The sequence below is a fragment of the Actinoplanes sp. M2I2 genome (assembly GCF_023544445.1).
Classification (GTDB): Bacteria; Actinomycetota; Actinomycetes; order Mycobacteriales; family Micromonosporaceae; genus Actinoplanes.
This window is the reverse complement of sequence record NZ_JALPVJ010000004.1, coordinates 345,754-361,438: the sequence shown is the minus strand read 5'-3', so window position 1 is coordinate 361,438 and position 15,685 is coordinate 345,754. Positions and strand designations below refer to the sequence as shown.

Genomic DNA, 15,685 nt, shown 5'->3' with positions numbered 1-15,685 from the left:
CCTCAGTTCGGGCGATCACGGTCGTCGTGCAGCGACGTGAACGGCTGCGACGGGGCGACCGTGAGGTCGAGCGGCTCGTCGTCGGGGCGGGCATCCTCGTCGGCCACGGGGCGTCGCCACGTCCAGACCGGATCGGCGCCGGCCTCGATCGGGGCCGGGCCGTCGTCGGGGACGTCCCGGTGGCCGGTCGCGAGGTGCCGACCGGCCAGCTGGAGCGCGGCCAGGGTGAGGAGCACCGCGGCGAAGGCGCACCACAGCCCTCGCCCGTACGAGAGGGTGGTCTCGCCGTCGTCGAGGGCGAACCGGTAGACCGGATCCATGACGTAGCTGTCGGAGCCCAGCTTGGTGGCCACGGCGACCAGCAGGGCGAGCTGGGTGCCGGCGACGCTGAGACCGGTCAGGCGGGCGTACCGGCGGCTCGGCGCGGGGCCGAACAGGGTCAGCACCACGGCCGGCACCACGAGGAACAGGCTCAGCACGAAGCCGATGCCGAGCGCGCCGAGGTCGTCGACGCCGACCGGCATCACCCGCTGGCCCACGCCGGCGCCCAGAGCGCCGGCGTCGAGCGTGGTGACCTGCCACTCGGAGATCAGCGCGACCAGCCCGGCCAGCGCCGCGAGCGCCGCCGCCAGGGGCACCGCCCGCCGGTCGGCCAGCAGGTCGCGGCCGAGGCCGGAGGTGTTCCAGCGCGATCGGCGGGCGGGGGGCTCGGAGCCGAACTCGACCACCGCCTCGGGCGGGGTCACGTCGATCTCGACGGGCGACGGCGGCTGCTGCGGCGCGGGCATGGGAACCATGGTGCCCCGTGCCAGGTCGACCGGCCAGCGGCGGCCGCATGGACTAGCGTTCTGGTCATGCCTATTCGCACCGCGACCGCTCGCTGGCAGGGGAACCTCACCGAAGGTTCCGGCACCATCAAGACCGGCAAGGGCGGCATCCAGGGGAACTACTCGTTCAAGTCCCGCTTCGAGGAGGGCGAGGGGACGAACCCCGAGGAGCTGATCGGCGCCGCGCACGCCGGCTGCTTCTCGATGGCGTTCTCGAAGGCGCTCTCCGACGCCGGGTTCACGCCGACCTCGGTCGACACCGTCGCCAAGGTTCACATGGACAAGACCGATGCCGGGTTCAGCGTGACCCGCATCGACCTCGAGACCCAGGGCGACGTCCCGGGCGTCGACGACGGCACGTTCCAGAAGATCGCCGAGGACGCCAAGGCCAACTGCCCGATCTCGCGGCTGCTCTCTCCGGGCGCCGAGATCACCCTGAGCGCCAAGCTCGCCTGATTCCTCGTCACGTGCGCCGGTCGTTCGCGAGGGCGGCCGGTGCACAATGGCATCTGTGCCGGTCGAGATGAGTCGGGAACACTTCGAGGAACTGGTCGGCGAGGCCCTCGACGAGGTGCCCGCGGAACTGCTCAAGGTCATGGACAACGTGGTCATCGTCGTCGAGGACGCGCCCGCCGACGGCAGCGACGACCTGCTCGGGCTGTACGAGGGCACGGCGCTGACCGACCGCGGCTGGGACTACGCCGGCGTGCTGCCCGACCGCATCACCATCTACCGCCTCCCCACGCTGCGTATCTGCGACACCGAGACCGACGTCGTCGACGAGGTGGCGATCACCGTCGTCCACGAGATCGCGCACCACTTCGGCATCGACGATCACCGGCTGCACGAGCTGGGATGGGGCTGAATCCCTGATACGCCGGTTGTCGAGCTCTCCTACGCTGGATGCACATAACGACGCAGGAGGCGTTCATGCGCAGCGAGCTTTTCTCCGCCGACAACCTCGAGAAGGAGTCGGCCCAACCCGGCCTCCGGCTTCAGAACTCCAAGCTGTTGAAAGCCGAGCTGAACGGCGACTTCATGGCCCGCGTCGGCACGATGGTCGCCTACCAGGGTCAGGTGCAGTTCGAGGCGCTCGGCTCCGGCGGCATCGGCAAGTTCCTCAAGCAGAAGCTCACCGGTGAGGGCGTCCCGCTGATGCGGGTCCGCGGCCAGGGCGACGTGTTCCTCGCCGAGAACGCCGCGGACATCCACCTCATCGACCTCGAGCCGGGCGACGCGCTGTCCATCAACGGCGCGAACGTGCTGGCCTTCGACTCGTCGCTCACCTACGACATCAAGATGGTGCAGGGCGCCGGCATGATGTCCAACGCCGGCCTGTTCAACTGCGTCTTCTCCGGCCACGGCCGCATCGCCGTCACCACGAAGGGCACCCCCGTGGTGCTCAACGTCGACCAGCCCACCTATGTCGACCCGCAGGCCGCGATCTGCTGGTCGGCCAACCTGCAGACCGGCTACCACCGGGCCGAGCAGATGGGCCTGGGCACGCTGCTGGGCCGCAGCACCGGTGAGCGGTTCACGATGAGCTTCGCCGGTCAGGGCTTCGTGGTCGTGCAGCCCTCCGAGGAGCCTCCGGGCGGCCTGGCCGGCGCCGCCGGCGGCCAGCAGCAGGAGGGCGGCATCCTCGGCAACATCTTCGGGAATTAGGCGAACTCGCCGGCCCGGACACGGGCCAGCCAGGCTGCCGAGTCGGCGAAATCGGCGTTGGAGAGGCCCCGGGGGGACGGGACCGGGGTCTCCGGCGTGAGCCGGTGGCGGGGGTAGCTGCCGAGGAAGCGGACGTCGGCGCAGATGCGCCGCAGGCCCTGCAGGGCCTCGCCGAAGCGCGCCTCGGCGACGTGGCCCGTGCAGTCCAGGAAGAACACGTACGTCCCCAGCTGCTCGCCGGTCGGCCGCGACTCGATGCGGGACAGGTTGATGCCGCGCACCGCCAGCTCGGTGAGCACCGACAGCAGCGCGCCGACCTGGTCGCGGCGGATCGAGACGGCCAGCGAGGTCACGTCGTCACCGGTCGGTTCGGCCGGCGGCCCGGGCCGGGTGAGCAGCGCGAAACGGGTCACCGCATCGGCGTGGTCGGCCACCTTGCCGGCCAGCACGGTGAGCCCGTTGCGCGGCACCCCGATCGGCGCACACAGTGCCGCATCGTGCTCCCCCTTGGCCGCGCTGATCGCCGCCGCCGCGTTGGAGAGCACGTCGGCGATCACGGCGTCGGGCACGTTGGCGAGCAGCCAGCCGCGGCACTGGGCCGAGGCCTGCGGGTGCGCGGCGATCGACCGGATCTCGGCGAGCGGGGTGAGCGCGCGGGCGGCCAGCACGAACTCGACCGGCAGCACGACCTCGCGCGTGATGATCAGCGGGCTTCCGGTGACCAACTCGTCGAGGGTGACCGGAACAGCGCCGCCGACCGAGTTCTCGAGCGGCACCAGAGCGGCGTCGGCGTCGCCCGCCCGGACGGCCTCGAGCGCCTCGGGCACGCTGCGGGCCGGCGTCCGCAGGCCGTGCTCGGCCGCGGGGATGGTCCGCAGCGCAGCCTCGGTGAAGGTGCCCTCCGGACCGAGGTAGACGAAGCGCGTGGGCGGCGTTCCCGGCATGGGAGGCAGTCTACGGAAGCCTCAGAAGCCACAGGCCAGGACTCTGATGCCGGGCGGGGCCGACGTCTGCACCCGGTCGATGCAGACGTCCGTGCCGGCCGCGACCAGGGCGAGGGCGTCGCCCGGGCCGGTGGCCACCACCATCAGCGGCTCCAGATCGTCCGCCCCGCTCCCGGTGACCTCGACCGTGGCGAACGACCAGGCGCCCGAGCAGAACGGGCCCTGGTAGACCCGCAGCGGCTTGTCCGGGACACCGGGCCGGTCCTTGATGAGCGCGAGGATGTCGGCCTGGGCCGGTCGTGAGGCGCACCGGGGGGCGTGCGACGGCGTGGGCGTCGCCGGCACTGTCTCGGGCGCCGTCGTGGTCGTGGTGGGAGTCGGGCGACGGGTCGCGGTCGGACCGCCGGTGGGGTACGCCGGAAGGGTCGGGTACGTGGTGGTGCTGGTCGGGCCGGTCGGCAGCGGCTGGGTCGTCGTGGTCGGCAGGGGCAGGCCGATCGAGGGACCCAGCGAGATCGGAGCCGCGCTGGGCGACCCGTACGTCGGGGAGGTGGGCAACGGCTGCGGCGGCCCGCCACAGGCGCCCACCAGGGCTACGGCAGCGAACGCCAGGGAAACACGTGTGCGGGGGGACACGCGGCCATGGTATGTCCCCCTGCTCCCGGCCCGACCGGCGTCAGGACGCTATCCGGTGGCCCGCCGCCCGCAGGGTGTCGATCGCCGCGTTCAGCCGGACGGTCGGCACCAGCAGATAGTCGGTCGAAAACGTCGAGAACGTGACGATGTTCACGCGCGCGTCGGCGAGAGGCCCGATCAGCGAGGCCAGCACGCCGGTGAGGGCGAGATCGAGCGGCCCGACCACGCGCAGGCAGCGCCAGGCGGTGTCGGCCTCGGCGCCCTCGGGCACCCGCTCGGCCGGGCAGATGATCGAGAACTCGTCGGCGTCCCAGCTGAGTGAGATCACGCTCTTCTCGTCCGGACCACCGCTCAGCGAAGCCGGGATCGGGGAGCCGGCCGGCAGCCGGCACACCGCGTACTCCGCGGGCAGAAGATCGAGATCGAGCATGAGGGCAGACTACGGTGGCGGATCAGGGTTGCCCAATGGCTCGGGGGTGCGGCAAACGCCACAGCTCGGACATGCGCCCGTAACGGTCGGCCGAGGTCAGTAGCGGACTGCCGAGAAGAACGTCATCGATCCGGCCACGCGTTCGTTGTCGAGCAACGGCGTGGCGATCGCGTCGATGGTCAGCGGCGTCTCGCCGGGGGCGGGGACGACCCGCAGCAACCCTCGGGCCAGGCGCTCGCTGCGCAGGGCGAGCAGCGGCGGGATCTTGTCGGCGTCGGACTCCTCGAGCTCACTGGCGCCCGCCGTGAAGTCGATCAGGTGGAGCACCGAGCCGAGCGGCTTGCCGATCACCTCGGGCGGCTTGCCCAGGCCGAGCAGCTCGCCGCAGGTGACCGAGACAGCGACGATCGCGGTGGTCGAGTCGATGATCAGGCAGGGCTCCGGGGCCGCCGCGACCGTGGCCGTCCACCGGTCGAGGCTGGGCACGAACTCGGCCTCGGACGGAGTGCGCGCCTGCGGCACGAAAGCTCCGGAGAGTGAGAGTTCGACGTGAGCCACCCGATCCTCCTCGCTCCTGCGGATCGACGGCCCGCCGCGACCGCGTCCGGTCTCCCGGACACCTGCCGCGGCGGTGACGCCGTCGACTACAACCGGAAGGAACGTTACCGGCGTGCTGTCCGCTTGTCAGCGGCCGTTTGTCCGTCAGCGTGCCAACGGTAGTCGGCGGTCGGCCGGTAAGGTGCGTTTGCCCAGGTGGCGGGGTGGTTGGCCACGGCCGAGAGCTTGCCCGCGGTGGCCGGCGAGATGCGTGCGCCCCCGGCGATCAGCAGCCTGTCAAGCTCTTTGTCGGTGGCGACCAGCACCTCTTTGGGCAGGCCATGGACGCTGATGACCCCGGAGCCGACGAAGGTCAGCACGGGTGTCACCGGCACGCTCAGGCCGACGGCGGCGGACAGCGCCTTGCTCGCCCGGCGGGCCTCACGGCGGGCCTCGGCGATGTATTGCGGGCGCTTCCCGTTGATCTGCACCACGTCACCGGCGATGAGCACCCGGGCGCGGCCGTGGTCGGCGACGGTCACGGCGTAGACGCCACCGGGACCGATCGCCAGGAACCCGGCTCGGTCGTCGGCGGGGTCGGGCTCGTAGTAGCCCAGCGCGTCGGTGCGCGGCCAGTCCACGATGTGCCAGTTGGGCCCGAGACGGTCGAGGCGGGTGAGCGCGCGAGCGCCGGCGGCTTCGAGACGGCGAGCGTCCCGATCGGCGCGGCGTCGGCGGGCCCACTCGGCGGGCGTCACACTGCGGGGCGGGGCCTCGAGAGCGGCGGGGCTGCCCAGGCGACGGTCGATCCTCTGAGTGTTCGGGGCGGGCGCGGTCGACGGTAGAGCGGGACGTGCTGGGAAGACAGTCACTGCGACCTCCGGCAAAAGGTCCTTCGGGCTCTCTTTTCACTACCGTAAGTGCTCGACCCCATACGGAAGCAAGACACCGGGGTGGAAAGAAAGTGGAATGAGAGGGGATGAATGCCGCATTCACGCATCGGTACTTCTTGCGGATGGTGCATCTCGGCGCCTGTTCCCCTGTTCGACAGTTTCCACGGACAAAGCTAGTCGGCCCGTCGCGGTCGTGCACGGGTGTCTCATGATCTAGGCAGAACGTCATCGGCCGATCGCACGGAGTGCCCGCCGGATGCCGGAGATCGGCTGGTGGGCTACGGTCGGCAGGTGGTGCACTACGTCGACAGTGAAGTGGGTCGGTTGCGCACTGTGCTGCTGCACCGCCCAGGCGCGGAGCTGGCCAGGCTGACCCCGAGAAACAACGACAGTCTGCTCTTCGACGCCATCCCGTGGGTGGGGCGCGCCCAGGAGGAGCACGACGCCTTCGCGGCTGCCCTGCGCGAGCGTGACGTCGAGGTGCTCTATCTGGGTGACCTGCTGGCCGAGACGCTGGCGGTCACCGACGCCCGGACCGAGCTGACCGAGACCGTGCTGGCCGACCGCCGGCTCGGCGACACCCTGCGCGACAGCGTCGGCCGCTACCTGGCCGACCAGGATCCGCAGCGGCTGGCCGAGGTGCTGATGGCCGGGCTGGCCCACGAGGAGCTCAAGCCGGGGCCGGGCGGCCTGGTCTACGAGATGATGGACCGGCTCGACTTCGTCATCGACCCCCTGCCCAACCTGCTGTTCACCCGCGACTCGTCGGTGTGGGTGCGTGACCAGGTCGCGGTGACCAGCCTGGCCATGCCCGCCCGCAGCCGCGAGACGACGCTGACCCGGGCCATCTACCGCCATCACCCGCGCTTCGCCGGGTCGGAGCTGCTCTACGACCCCGCTCTGGAACGGCTCGAGGGCGGTGACGTGCTGGTGCTGGCGCCCGACGTGCTGGCGATCGGGGTCGGCGAGCGCACCACCCCGGCCGGCGCCGAGCGGCTGGCCCGGCGGGTCTTCGCGGCCGGGCTGGCCCGCACGATCCTGGCCGTGCCGATCGCGCAGGAACGCGCCACCATGCACCTCGACACCGTCTGCACGATGGTCGACGTCGACGCCGTGGTGATGTATCCGAACATCGCCCACACGCTGCAGGCGTACACGGTGGTGGCCGACGTCGACGGCGAGCCCCGGGCCACCGCGCCCCGGCCGTTCCTCGAGGCCGCGGCCGAGGCGATGCGGATCGACCGGTTGCGGATCATCGACACCGGCCTCGACCCGGTCACGGCCGAGCGTGAGCAGTGGGACGACGGCAACAACACCCTGGCCATCGGGCCGCGGCTCTGCGTGGCCTACGAGCGCAACGTGGAGACCAACGCGCAGCTCGAGCGGGCCGGCATCGAGGTCGTCCGGATCAGCGGCTCCGAGCTCGGCAGCGGCCGGGGCGGCCCGCGCTGTATGAGCTGCCCCATCGAACGCGAGCCCCTGGGCACGTGAGGACGCGCGGGAAATCGTGAATCACGTGGCCGGCCGGCCGGTCACGTGCGACACGACCAGCTCGGGCACGGGCACGGCGCCCTTCACCACTGCCCGGTCGGGGAAGTCGAAGACGGCGATCTGGAGCTGCACGGGATAGTCGGGGGCCTGCCCGACGCGCTGGACGACCTCGCCGTCGACCGTGAACACGAGGGAATCGGGGCGCCAGCTCACCCCGTACGTGTGAAAGGCCGAGACGTCGATCGGCCGGGTGACCGTCGCCCACTCCTCGGTGAGGCGGGGGTCGCGGAACCGGTGCAGTCCCATCCCGATCGCCTGCGGGTCGGTGCCGAAGACCTCCATGACACAGATCTCGGCCGACCGGGACGGCTCGTCCTCGAGGCCGGCGAGCCAGAACGCGATCATCGACCGCGGCGTGATCGTGCCGCGCAGGCGGATCTCGAGGTCGCCGTAGTGCGGTGTGTAACCCCGGAACTCACCCTGGTCCTCGCGGACCCGGAGGCCGGGCTGGAACGGCTGGCCGCCGACCGTGCTGCCGACCGGCCCGGAGATGTTCGCGCTCTGGATGCCCGACACCCGCAGCGGCGTCGGGTGCACACCCTCGGCCCACAGCGGCTGGTCGGCGGGAATGCTCAGGCGCAGCTCCCCGCCACCGACCTCGTACGTGGCCGCGGACGCCGCCCGGGAGCTCCAGTGCGGCAGATACCACGGCGCCCACACCGACCGGTCCAGCTCGTCACCGGCGAACCGTTCGTCCAGCACGGCACTTTCATCCAGCACGGCGATTACCGCAGCGTGAGCTGACGACCGATCAGGCCCTGCTTCGCGCGGCGGGCGTCGGCATCGAGCGGGCCGGTCTCGGCCAGCGTGTCGGCGTAGCGCTTGGCGAAGTCGGCCAGCGGCGCCTCCCAGTCGGCCCCCTCCGGCTCGCCCGGGATGTCCCAGACGGGCACCAGCAGGCCGTGCGCCCGGAACATGCCGGCGAACTTGGTCTGCTCGCCCAGCCGCAGATCCTGCCCGGCCGAGAGGCGCGCCAGCGTGTCGAGCGCGCGGTCCTCCGGGTCGGGCAGCACCCAGCGCACGTGACCCTTGTCGGGCGCGATCCGGCACCAGTAGGCCGCCCGGCCCGCCGCCAGCCGCACGGTGGGATAGATCGAGGCGTTCGCCCGTTCGAGTGACGCCTTCACGGTCGGGTCCTCGGCCTGATCGGCGTCGAGCCAGTACTCGAAGCCGTCGTGCATCGTGATGTCGAGCGGGCCGTCGACCAGCACGTCCTGCAGGCGCGGGCCCTGGCCGGGCAGCGCGGGAACCGAGACGGTGTCACCCGGATCGGTGCGCAACGCGCTCAGGATCGCCACCGCGAGGTCCCGCGAGACGTCCCCGGACTGCACGTGCCGCTGGAGGCCGATGAAGACCCGGCCGTCCTGGCGGGTCATGGCCGGCCAGGCCATCGGCAGCACGGTCGAGAGCGTGACGGGCCGGTCGCCGTACTCCTCGATGATCTCGGGCCGGAGGGTGAGCGGCGCGCTGGCCGCGGGCACCAGCTCGCGCAGCGCGATCCACTCCGGTTCGTCGGCCAGGCCCTCGAAGGGGCGGGCCACGAAGATGTCCCGCACCTTTTCGCGCTTGGGTGCGGACGGGCGTTGGTTGCGACGCTTGCTCACGGCGAGACAGCCTAGGCGCTGTCCGCTTGAAAGGGACACTCCCTGTCGCTGTGTCGTGTGACCCCGGACGGTCGTCAGGCGCGCGGCAGCCGGACCTCCGCCGTCGTGCCGCCACCCTCACGGGGACGCAGCGACACCCAGCCGTGCTGCCGCTCGACCAGTCTGCGGACGAGGTAGAGCCCCAGCCCGGCGCCCGGGTGATGGCGCCGGTCCCCGCCGTCGGCTTGCCAGTAGCGCTCGAACGCCTGCTCGACGTGTTCGGGCCGGATGCCTGTCCCGCGGTCGGAGAGGCGGAAGCGCAGCGTCTCGGCGTCGGCCCCGGCGCACAGCTCGACCATCGAGCCGGGCGGGGAGTGTTTCTCGGCGTTGGTGGCCAGCTCGGTCAGGATGGTGGCGATCGAGTCGCGCTCGCCGAACGCCTTGGGCAGCTCGCCGGGCAGATTGTCGAGCACGATGCGGCGGCGCAGGTCGGCCGGCAACTCGTCGACCGCGGTGCGCAGCGCCTCGGCCAGGTCGAACGGGCCGGCCGGGGTCGCGCCGATCTCGCCGTCCTCGGTGGCCGCCGACAGGAGTCGGTCGACCAGCCGGGCCAGCTCGCCGGCCCGCGTGCCGATGATGTGCACGGCCTCGTGCCGGCCGGTGTCGCCGAGCGAGTCCCAGTGGTTGGTCAGCGTGTCCGCGTACCCCTTGATCACCGTCACCGGCGTGCGCAGCTCGTGGCTGGTGACGGCCACCCAGAGGTCGCGGCCGTCCTGGCGGCGGGCCTGCTCGGCGCTGTGCGCGGGGAGGCCGTCGCGGGCGGCGTAGAGGCGACCGACGTGACCCGCGAGCAGCTCGAGGACGGCGTGGTGCTCGGGGCCGGGCTCGCCGTCGTCGTCGCCGAAGTAGACGTGCAGCGAGCCGACGATCGTGTCGCCGACCTCGCACCGGGCGCCGAGCATGCGCCGCACGTCGCCCCCCTCGACCTGCTTGGCGAACTCGTCGTTGAGCGAGTCGAGCGGGATGAGCAGGGTGCGGCCGTCGCGCAGGCGGGTGTCGGCGCGATCGACCCGGCGGCCGATCGCCACGGTGCAGACCCCGGTGGCCGCGACGATGCGGCCGTGGTCGGAGGTGTATTCCGCGAAACCGGCGCCGCGGCCGCCCAGCGTCTCCTGGGCGAGGCGGACGACATGCTGCAGCACGGAGAGCCCCGCCTCGCCGGCATTGATCCGGTCGAGGATCGCGATCTGACCCCGGGTCAGCGCGCTGTAGTCGGGACGGTCCGCCATGCTTGCGAGTCTGCCTCGCTTCCCGTCGACTGGAGCGTGAGGCATGTCACAAAGCAGCCACGGCACCGACCAGTCAGGTCACAGGGCAGCGAGGTGGTCGAGCACGAAGCGGGGCCGGTCGGTGATGACCCCGTCGACCCGGTGCTCCAGGACCATGTCGAGATCGGCCTTGTCGTTGACGGTCCACACGTACGCCTGATGACCGGCGGCCCGGATGGCCGGGATCAGCCAGGGCCGCGACCGCACCAGCCCGATCCCCGGTCCGGCGATGCGCGCGCCGAACGGCAACCGCCCGCGGCTGACCCCGGGCGGCAGCAGCTCGACCAGGTAGACCGTGGGGATGGCGGGCGCCTGGACGCGCACCCGGCGCAGGGCGAGCGCGGCGAACGACATCACCGTGACCTGGACGCGGCTCTCCGGTCCGGGTTCGGTCAGGCCGAAGCGCCGCAGCGTCCGGACCAGTTGCCGTTCGACCTCGGCCCCGTGCCGGGTGGGGTGCTTGGTCTCGATCAGCAGCCGTACGTTCCGGCCGCTGTCGCACACCGCCTCGAGCAGCCGGTCGAGGGTGAGCAGGCGGGACAGCGCCGGCAGCGGCTCCTCGTCGTCCGGGTAGCCCGGATGCCAGGAACCGAAGTCGAGCGACTCGAGCTCGGCCAGGGTCTTGGTGCTGACCCGGCCGCGGCCGTTGCTCGTGCGGTCGAGCCGGCGGTCGTGCACGCAGACCAGGTGGCCGTCACGGGTGAGCCGGACGTCGCACTCGAGCCCGTCCGCGCCCTCCTCGAGAGCGCGCAGATAGGCGCCGAGCGTGTGCTCGGGGAGGGCGTCGGCGCCACCACGGTGCGCGAACACCAGAGGACGATGACTACTCACGGCAGTGTCCCTACAACACCCGTGCCGGTTGCCCGTCCTCGCTGACCACCTCGCGACCGGAGGCGGCCCAGGACTGCATGCCGCCGTCCAGGTTGCGCACGTTGTCCCGGCCGTTGCCCATCAGGTAGGAAACCACCTGACCGGAGCGGCCGCCGGACCGGCAGACGACGACGACCTCGACGTCCACCGGCACCTCGGCCAGGCGGGCCGGGATCTCCATCATCGGCACATGGTGAGCGCCGGGGGCATGCCCCGCCGTCCACTCGTCGGGCTCGCGCACGTCGAGCAGGTAGGCCTCGTCACTGACCTCGGCGGGGCTCACGCTGGGTACTTGGGGTCCGAACACGGATCCCAGCGTAATGGGGTCAGCTGCCGGCCGTGGCGGCCGACCCCGACTTCAGGTTGGCCGACATCCACGTGTCCATGTCGTCGGCGGCCATCGCCTTGAAGAGAGCCAGCGCCTTCTCCTTGTCGGAGACCACGACGGACTGGCCGTTGATGGTCTCGCTGCCCTTGTTGGGGCTGGTGATGAACGTCAGGTTGCTGCCGCGGACCCCGCGCATCTCGGTCGCCATGTCGGTCAGCGAGAAGTCGTTGTCGACGGTGACGGCCGCGGTGACGGCCTTGAGGAACGAGTTGAGCTTGGCCGGGTTGCTGATCGTGCCGCCGCTCGCCGCCTTGTCCATGAGCGCCTTGAGGAACTCCTGCTGGTGCTGCATGCGGGCGAAGTCGCCGCGGGCGAACTGCTTGCGCTGCCGCACCCAGTCGAGCGCCTCGGCGCCGTTCATGTGCATCGCGCCCTTGGTGAACGTCCGGTACGGCTTGTGGATCGACTTGACGGTCTTCTCCACCTTGAGGTCGACGCCGCCGAGCGCGTCGGTCACCTCTTTGAAGCCGCCGAAGTCGATTGCCATGACGTGGTCGACCTTGACGTCGGTCAGGCACTCGACCGTGTGGACGGCGCGCGGCAGACCACCGAAGGCGAACGATGCGTTGATCTTGCCCCGGCTGCCGTCACCGCACTCGGCGTCGTTGCTGCGGGGGATGACGACCCACAGGTCACGCGGGATCGACACCAGCTGAGCGCTTTTGTGGTCCTCGGGGATGTGCATGAGGATCAGCGTGTCGGCGCGCCACTTGCCGGCCCCGTCGTCCTGGGCGTCCGGGTCGCGGGAGTCGCTGCCCACCAGCAGGATGTTCTGCGCGCCCTCGATGGCCTTGGCGGGCCGGTCGGTGCTGAGGCCGGAGAAGGCGTCGGTGCGCTTGAGGTCCTTGTCGAGGCCCGAGGCGTAACCGTAGAGCGAGATGCCGGCGATGATCGCGATGATCAGGACGGCCAGGCCGGCCAGCAGGGCGATGCGGCCCCAGCGGGGCTTGGGCCGGCGGCCGCGGTAGGACGTGCCCCGGCCGGGGTCACCTCCGGTGCCGCCACCGCCACCGCCACCGCCGGCCGCGCGCGGCGGCCAATCGTCACGCTGTGTGGACGGGCCGCCCCGGTACGCACCGGTCGGCCGGGCCGAGGCCCGGCCGGCGGACGGGACAGAGGCTCTACCGGAACCCCCATGGGGGGACGTGGGCGCTGACATGCCACCAAGGTTACGTACCCCGCGCCCGTACGCTCAGCCATCGAACCGACTCGGCACGAAGTCGGGAGGCCGCTACCAGGGCGGATGCGGCTCGCACCCGCCCTGATAGCGATCTTGCATCAGTGTGCGCCGTGTCCGGTCAACGACCGGACCTCGAGCTCGGCGTACTTCGCGGTGTCATCCTCCTTCGAGATCACCGTGCCGATCCAGCCGCACAGGAAGCCGATCGGGATCGAGATGATGCCCGGGTTGGAGAGCGGGAAGAAGTGCCAGTCGTTGTCGGGGAACATGGCAGTCGCCGAGCCGGAGACGACCGGCGAGAAGAACACCAGGACCACCGCGGCGATCAGACCGCCGTAGATCGACCACAGCGCGCCGGAAGTGTTGAACCGCTTCCAGAACAGGCTGTAGAGGATCGCGGGCAGGTTGGCCGAGGCCGCCACCGCGAAGGCCAGCGCGACCAGGAAGGCCACGTTGAGGCTCTGCGCGAAGATCGACAGGGCGATCGCCACCGCGCCGATGACCAGGGCCGAGATGCGGGCGACCCGCACCTCGTCACGCTCCGACGCGTTGCCGCGCCGCATCACGCTGGCGTAGAAGTCGTGCGCGAGGCTCGACGACGACGCCAGGGTCAGACCGGCCACCACGGCGAGGATCGTGGCGAACGCGACGGCGGCGATGATGGCCAGCAGAACCGCGCCACCGGTCTCGCCACCGAAGTAGTCGACGCCCAGCGCCTGGGCGAGCTGGGGCGCCGCGGTGTTGCCGGCCTTGTCCTGCGCGGTGATGTTCGCGCCACCCACCAGGGCCGCCGCGCCGAAGCCAAGGGCCAGGGTGAACAGGTAGAACGTGCCGATGATGCCGATCGCCCAGAGCACGCTCTTGCGGGCGATCTTGCTGGTCGGCACGGTGTAGAACCGGGTCAGGATGTGCGGCAGGCCGGCCGTGCCGAGCACCAGCGCGATGCCCAGCGAGAGCAGGTCCATCTTGCTGTAGAAGGTGGCCGACGCGCTGGCCGTCTCGACGCCGTACCGGAGGCCCGGCTGGAGGAAGGCGTCCCCCTTGCCGGACTGGGCGGCGGCGTCACCGAGCAGCTGGGACAGGTTGAACTTGTAGTGCGCGAGCACCAGGATCGTCATGAGCAGGGCGCCGGTCATGAGCATGAAGGCCTTGACGATCTGGACGTACGTCGTGCCCTTCATGCCGCCGACGATCACGTAGACGATCATCAGGGCGCCGACCAGGATGATCGTGGCCACCTTGGCGGTGTCCGCGTCCATGCCGAGGAACGTGGTGCCCGGCTTGATGCCCAGCAGCAGGGACACGAGCGCGCCGGCGCCGACCATCTGGGCGATCAGATAGAAGATCGAGACCACGATGGTGGAGACGCTGGCCGCCGTACGCACCGGACGCTGACGCATCCGGAAGGCCAGCACGTCGGCCATCGTGTAGCGGCCCGAGTTGCGCAGGTATTCGGCGACCAGCAGGAGCGCGACCAGCCAGGCGACGAGGAACCCGATGGAGTACAGGAAGCCGTCGTAGCCGTAGAGCGCGATCAGGCCGGCGATGCCCAGGAAGGACGCCGCCGACATGTAGTCGCCGCCGATCGCCATGCCGTTCTGGAAGCCGGAGAACTGCCGGCCGCCGGCATAGAAGTCGGTGGCCGTCTTGGTCTGCCGGCTCGCCCAGATCGTGATGCCCAGGGTGATCGCGACGAAGACCAGGAACAGCGTGATCGTGATGCCGCGGGACGTCGAGGTGGAGACCTCGGCGGCAAGGAAATGAGGTTCCATCAGTCCTCGCTCTTCTTGGCGCTGTCGCCCTCGTTCAGCTCGGCGAGGATCTTGTCGGCCAGAGGGTCGATCTTCTGGGCCGCGTAGCGCGAGTAGTACCAGGCGATCAGGAACGTGGTGACGAACTGGAGCAGGCCGAAGATCAGCGCGACGTTGATATTGCCGATGATCTTGGCGCCCATGAAGCCGCGTGCGTACGCGGAGAGCAGGACATAGAGGGCGTACCAGAGGAAGAACGCGACCGTCATGGGGAAGACGAAGCTGCGCGCGGTCTTGCGCAGCCGGCCGAATTCCTCGGATTGCTGAACGGCCAGGTACCTCTCGGTGGAGGACGAGGGCACTTCGGTAGTCACCGGGGTTCACCACCTTCGGGGTGGAGCGGACTTTCCGGCAACGTACGAAGATCTGGACCCGGCTGAGGCCGACCGGTCGGCCCGTGCGCCGAGTGGCGGTCTGACTGCGCTGAGCGGGGCCGGGCGTACCGGCCTTCCAGCCGGATCAGGGTGACGGAGCGCCACGATCGGGTGGCAGGACGTGATATCGACCGCGATAGTGGATCAGCGGACCGGGAGACGGTCCGATCTCGACCTTCTCGATCACCGCCTCGACCAGAAGCGCCCAGCCCAGCGCCCGGGAGGACTCGAGCCGGCAGCCGGCCCAGCTGTCCGCGCCGGCCGGCACCGGGCCGTACCCGGTCTCGGTCCAGCCGCCGCCGGCGAACAGGCCGCCGGGCGCGGGCATCAGGCCGGCGAAACGGTCGGCGAGCTGCCGGTCGGCCGGGGAGAGCGGGACCACGGCGAAACGGCCGCTGTCCTCGAGCGCGTCCCAGAACTCGCTCTCGTCGTCGATCAATCCGAGCACCCGTCCCGGATCGCCGTCGGCGATCAGCGTGGACGACACGGTGAGCCCGGCCGGCCCGGGAGTGGTCCAGAGCGTGACCGGGGCGGCCAGCCGTCCGCGCAGCCGCCGGACAGCCGACTTCTCCTCGTCCGGCGTGGCGAACGGGTCGGTGGAGTGGATGGTCACGAGCCCATTCTCGCTTTCCGCACAGATAGTGCACGACTCTGGCCGTCCGCATTGA

General features: G+C 70.9%; 19 protein-coding genes. 4 read left to right on the top strand and 15 right to left on the bottom strand.

All coding sequences use genetic code 11. The features are described 5' to 3' along the window. Nucleotides 1-2: 2 nt before the first annotated feature. The gene (locus tag HJC40_RS09660) at nt 3-788 is read right to left on the bottom strand and encodes a hypothetical protein (protein ID WP_250000467.1); all 786 of its coding nucleotides are present in this window, start codon (nt 786-788) and stop codon (nt 3-5) included. 66 nt (nt 789-854) lie between these two features. Here HJC40_RS09660 and HJC40_RS09655 point away from each other — a divergent pair, with 66 nt between their 5' ends. The 3 genes from HJC40_RS09655 (at nt 855) to HJC40_RS09645 (ending at nt 2,492) form a co-directional block, all read left to right on the top strand. Further along, on the top strand, nt 855-1,283 hold the full coding sequence (locus HJC40_RS09655) for an OsmC family protein (RefSeq protein WP_250000465.1): 429 nt from the start codon (nt 855-857) through the stop codon (nt 1,281-1,283). Nucleotides 1,284-1,329: 46 nt separating this feature from the next. Beyond that, a complete protein-coding gene (locus HJC40_RS09650) occupies nt 1,330-1,692 on the top strand; it encodes a metallopeptidase family protein (protein ID WP_250000462.1) in 363 nt (120 codons plus the stop codon). A gap of 65 nt (nt 1,693-1,757) precedes the next feature. Continuing rightward, complete coding sequence (locus HJC40_RS09645; protein WP_250000460.1) at nt 1,758-2,492, top strand: AIM24 family protein; 735 nt, start codon at nt 1,758-1,760, stop codon at nt 2,490-2,492. Here the strand turns inward: HJC40_RS09645 and pheA are convergent. From pheA to HJC40_RS09620, 5 genes are all read right to left on the bottom strand, one after another. After that, nucleotides 2,489-3,436: a prephenate dehydratase gene (pheA, locus tag HJC40_RS09640; protein WP_250000458.1), complete on the bottom strand. Its 948-nt coding sequence runs from the start codon at nt 3,434-3,436 to the stop codon at nt 2,489-2,491. The two genes, HJC40_RS09645 and pheA, sit on opposite strands and share 4 nt — an antisense overlap. 21 nt (nt 3,437-3,457) lie before the next feature. Then, nucleotides 3,458-4,072: a hypothetical protein gene (locus HJC40_RS09635; RefSeq protein WP_250000456.1), complete on the bottom strand. Its 615-nt coding sequence runs from the start codon at nt 4,070-4,072 to the stop codon at nt 3,458-3,460. Between the two features lie 40 nt (nt 4,073-4,112). Next, complete coding sequence (locus tag HJC40_RS09630; RefSeq protein ID WP_250000453.1) at nt 4,113-4,502, bottom strand: ACT domain-containing protein; 390 nt, start codon at nt 4,500-4,502, stop codon at nt 4,113-4,115. 96 nt (nt 4,503-4,598) lie between these two features. Beyond that, nucleotides 4,599-5,060 carry a PAS domain-containing protein gene (locus tag HJC40_RS09625; protein WP_250000451.1) on the bottom strand — a complete coding sequence of 154 codons (462 nt, stop codon included), beginning with the start codon at nt 5,058-5,060 and terminating at the stop codon, nt 4,599-4,601. Nucleotides 5,061-5,164: 104 nt separating this feature from the next. Then, nucleotides 5,165-5,911, bottom strand: coding sequence for a hypothetical protein (locus HJC40_RS09620; RefSeq protein ID WP_374271428.1), 747 nt, complete (start codon nt 5,909-5,911; stop codon nt 5,165-5,167). Between the two features lie 312 nt (nt 5,912-6,223). On the opposite strand from HJC40_RS09620, the gene HJC40_RS09615 reads away from it, so the two are divergent. Beyond that, the gene (locus tag HJC40_RS09615; RefSeq protein WP_250000449.1) at nt 6,224-7,423 is read left to right on the top strand and encodes an arginine deiminase; all 1,200 of its coding nucleotides are present in this window, start codon (nt 6,224-6,226) and stop codon (nt 7,421-7,423) included. Nucleotides 7,424-7,444: 21 nt separating this feature from the next. Here HJC40_RS09615 and HJC40_RS09610 read toward each other — a convergent pair whose 3' ends face one another. From HJC40_RS09610 to HJC40_RS09570, 9 genes are all read right to left on the bottom strand, one after another. Then, the gene (locus tag HJC40_RS09610; RefSeq protein WP_250000446.1) at nt 7,445-8,203 is read right to left on the bottom strand and encodes a glycoside hydrolase family 16 protein; all 759 of its coding nucleotides are present in this window, start codon (nt 8,201-8,203) and stop codon (nt 7,445-7,447) included. Nucleotides 8,204-8,208: 5 nt separating this feature from the next. Continuing rightward, on the bottom strand, nt 8,209-9,087 hold the full coding sequence (locus HJC40_RS09605; RefSeq protein ID WP_250000443.1) for a DUF5926 family protein: 879 nt from the start codon (nt 9,085-9,087) through the stop codon (nt 8,209-8,211). 74 nt (nt 9,088-9,161) lie between these two features. After that, nucleotides 9,162-10,355 (bottom strand): sensor histidine kinase KdpD, encoded by a 1,194-nt coding sequence (locus HJC40_RS09600; protein ID WP_250000441.1) that lies wholly within the window; start codon nt 10,353-10,355, stop codon nt 9,162-9,164. Nucleotides 10,356-10,433: 78 nt separating this feature from the next. Beyond that, nucleotides 10,434-11,225, bottom strand: a complete 792-nt coding sequence (locus tag HJC40_RS09595; RefSeq protein WP_250000439.1) for a glycerophosphodiester phosphodiesterase family protein — start codon at nt 11,223-11,225, stop codon at nt 10,434-10,436. 10 nt (nt 11,226-11,235) lie between these two features. Continuing rightward, nucleotides 11,236-11,571 carry a rhodanese-like domain-containing protein gene (locus HJC40_RS09590; protein ID WP_250000437.1) on the bottom strand — a complete coding sequence of 112 codons (336 nt, stop codon included), beginning with the start codon at nt 11,569-11,571 and terminating at the stop codon, nt 11,236-11,238. 19 nt (nt 11,572-11,590) lie between these two features. Continuing rightward, nucleotides 11,591-12,811: an LCP family protein gene (locus HJC40_RS09585; protein ID WP_250000435.1), complete on the bottom strand. Its 1,221-nt coding sequence runs from the start codon at nt 12,809-12,811 to the stop codon at nt 11,591-11,593. A 119-nt stretch (nt 12,812-12,930) separates the two neighbouring features. Then, nucleotides 12,931-14,604 carry a cation acetate symporter gene (locus tag HJC40_RS09580; RefSeq protein WP_250000433.1) on the bottom strand — a complete coding sequence of 558 codons (1,674 nt, stop codon included), beginning with the start codon at nt 14,602-14,604 and terminating at the stop codon, nt 12,931-12,933. Beyond that, on the bottom strand, nt 14,604-14,957 hold the full coding sequence (locus HJC40_RS09575) for a DUF485 domain-containing protein (RefSeq protein ID WP_250000430.1): 354 nt from the start codon (nt 14,955-14,957) through the stop codon (nt 14,604-14,606). The genes HJC40_RS09580 and HJC40_RS09575 overlap by 1 nt, the downstream gene beginning before the upstream one ends. 145 nt (nt 14,958-15,102) lie before the next feature. After that, the gene (locus HJC40_RS09570) at nt 15,103-15,657 is read right to left on the bottom strand and encodes a flavin reductase family protein (protein WP_308200881.1); all 555 of its coding nucleotides are present in this window, start codon (nt 15,655-15,657) and stop codon (nt 15,103-15,105) included. Nucleotides 15,658-15,685 lie beyond the last annotated feature (28 nt).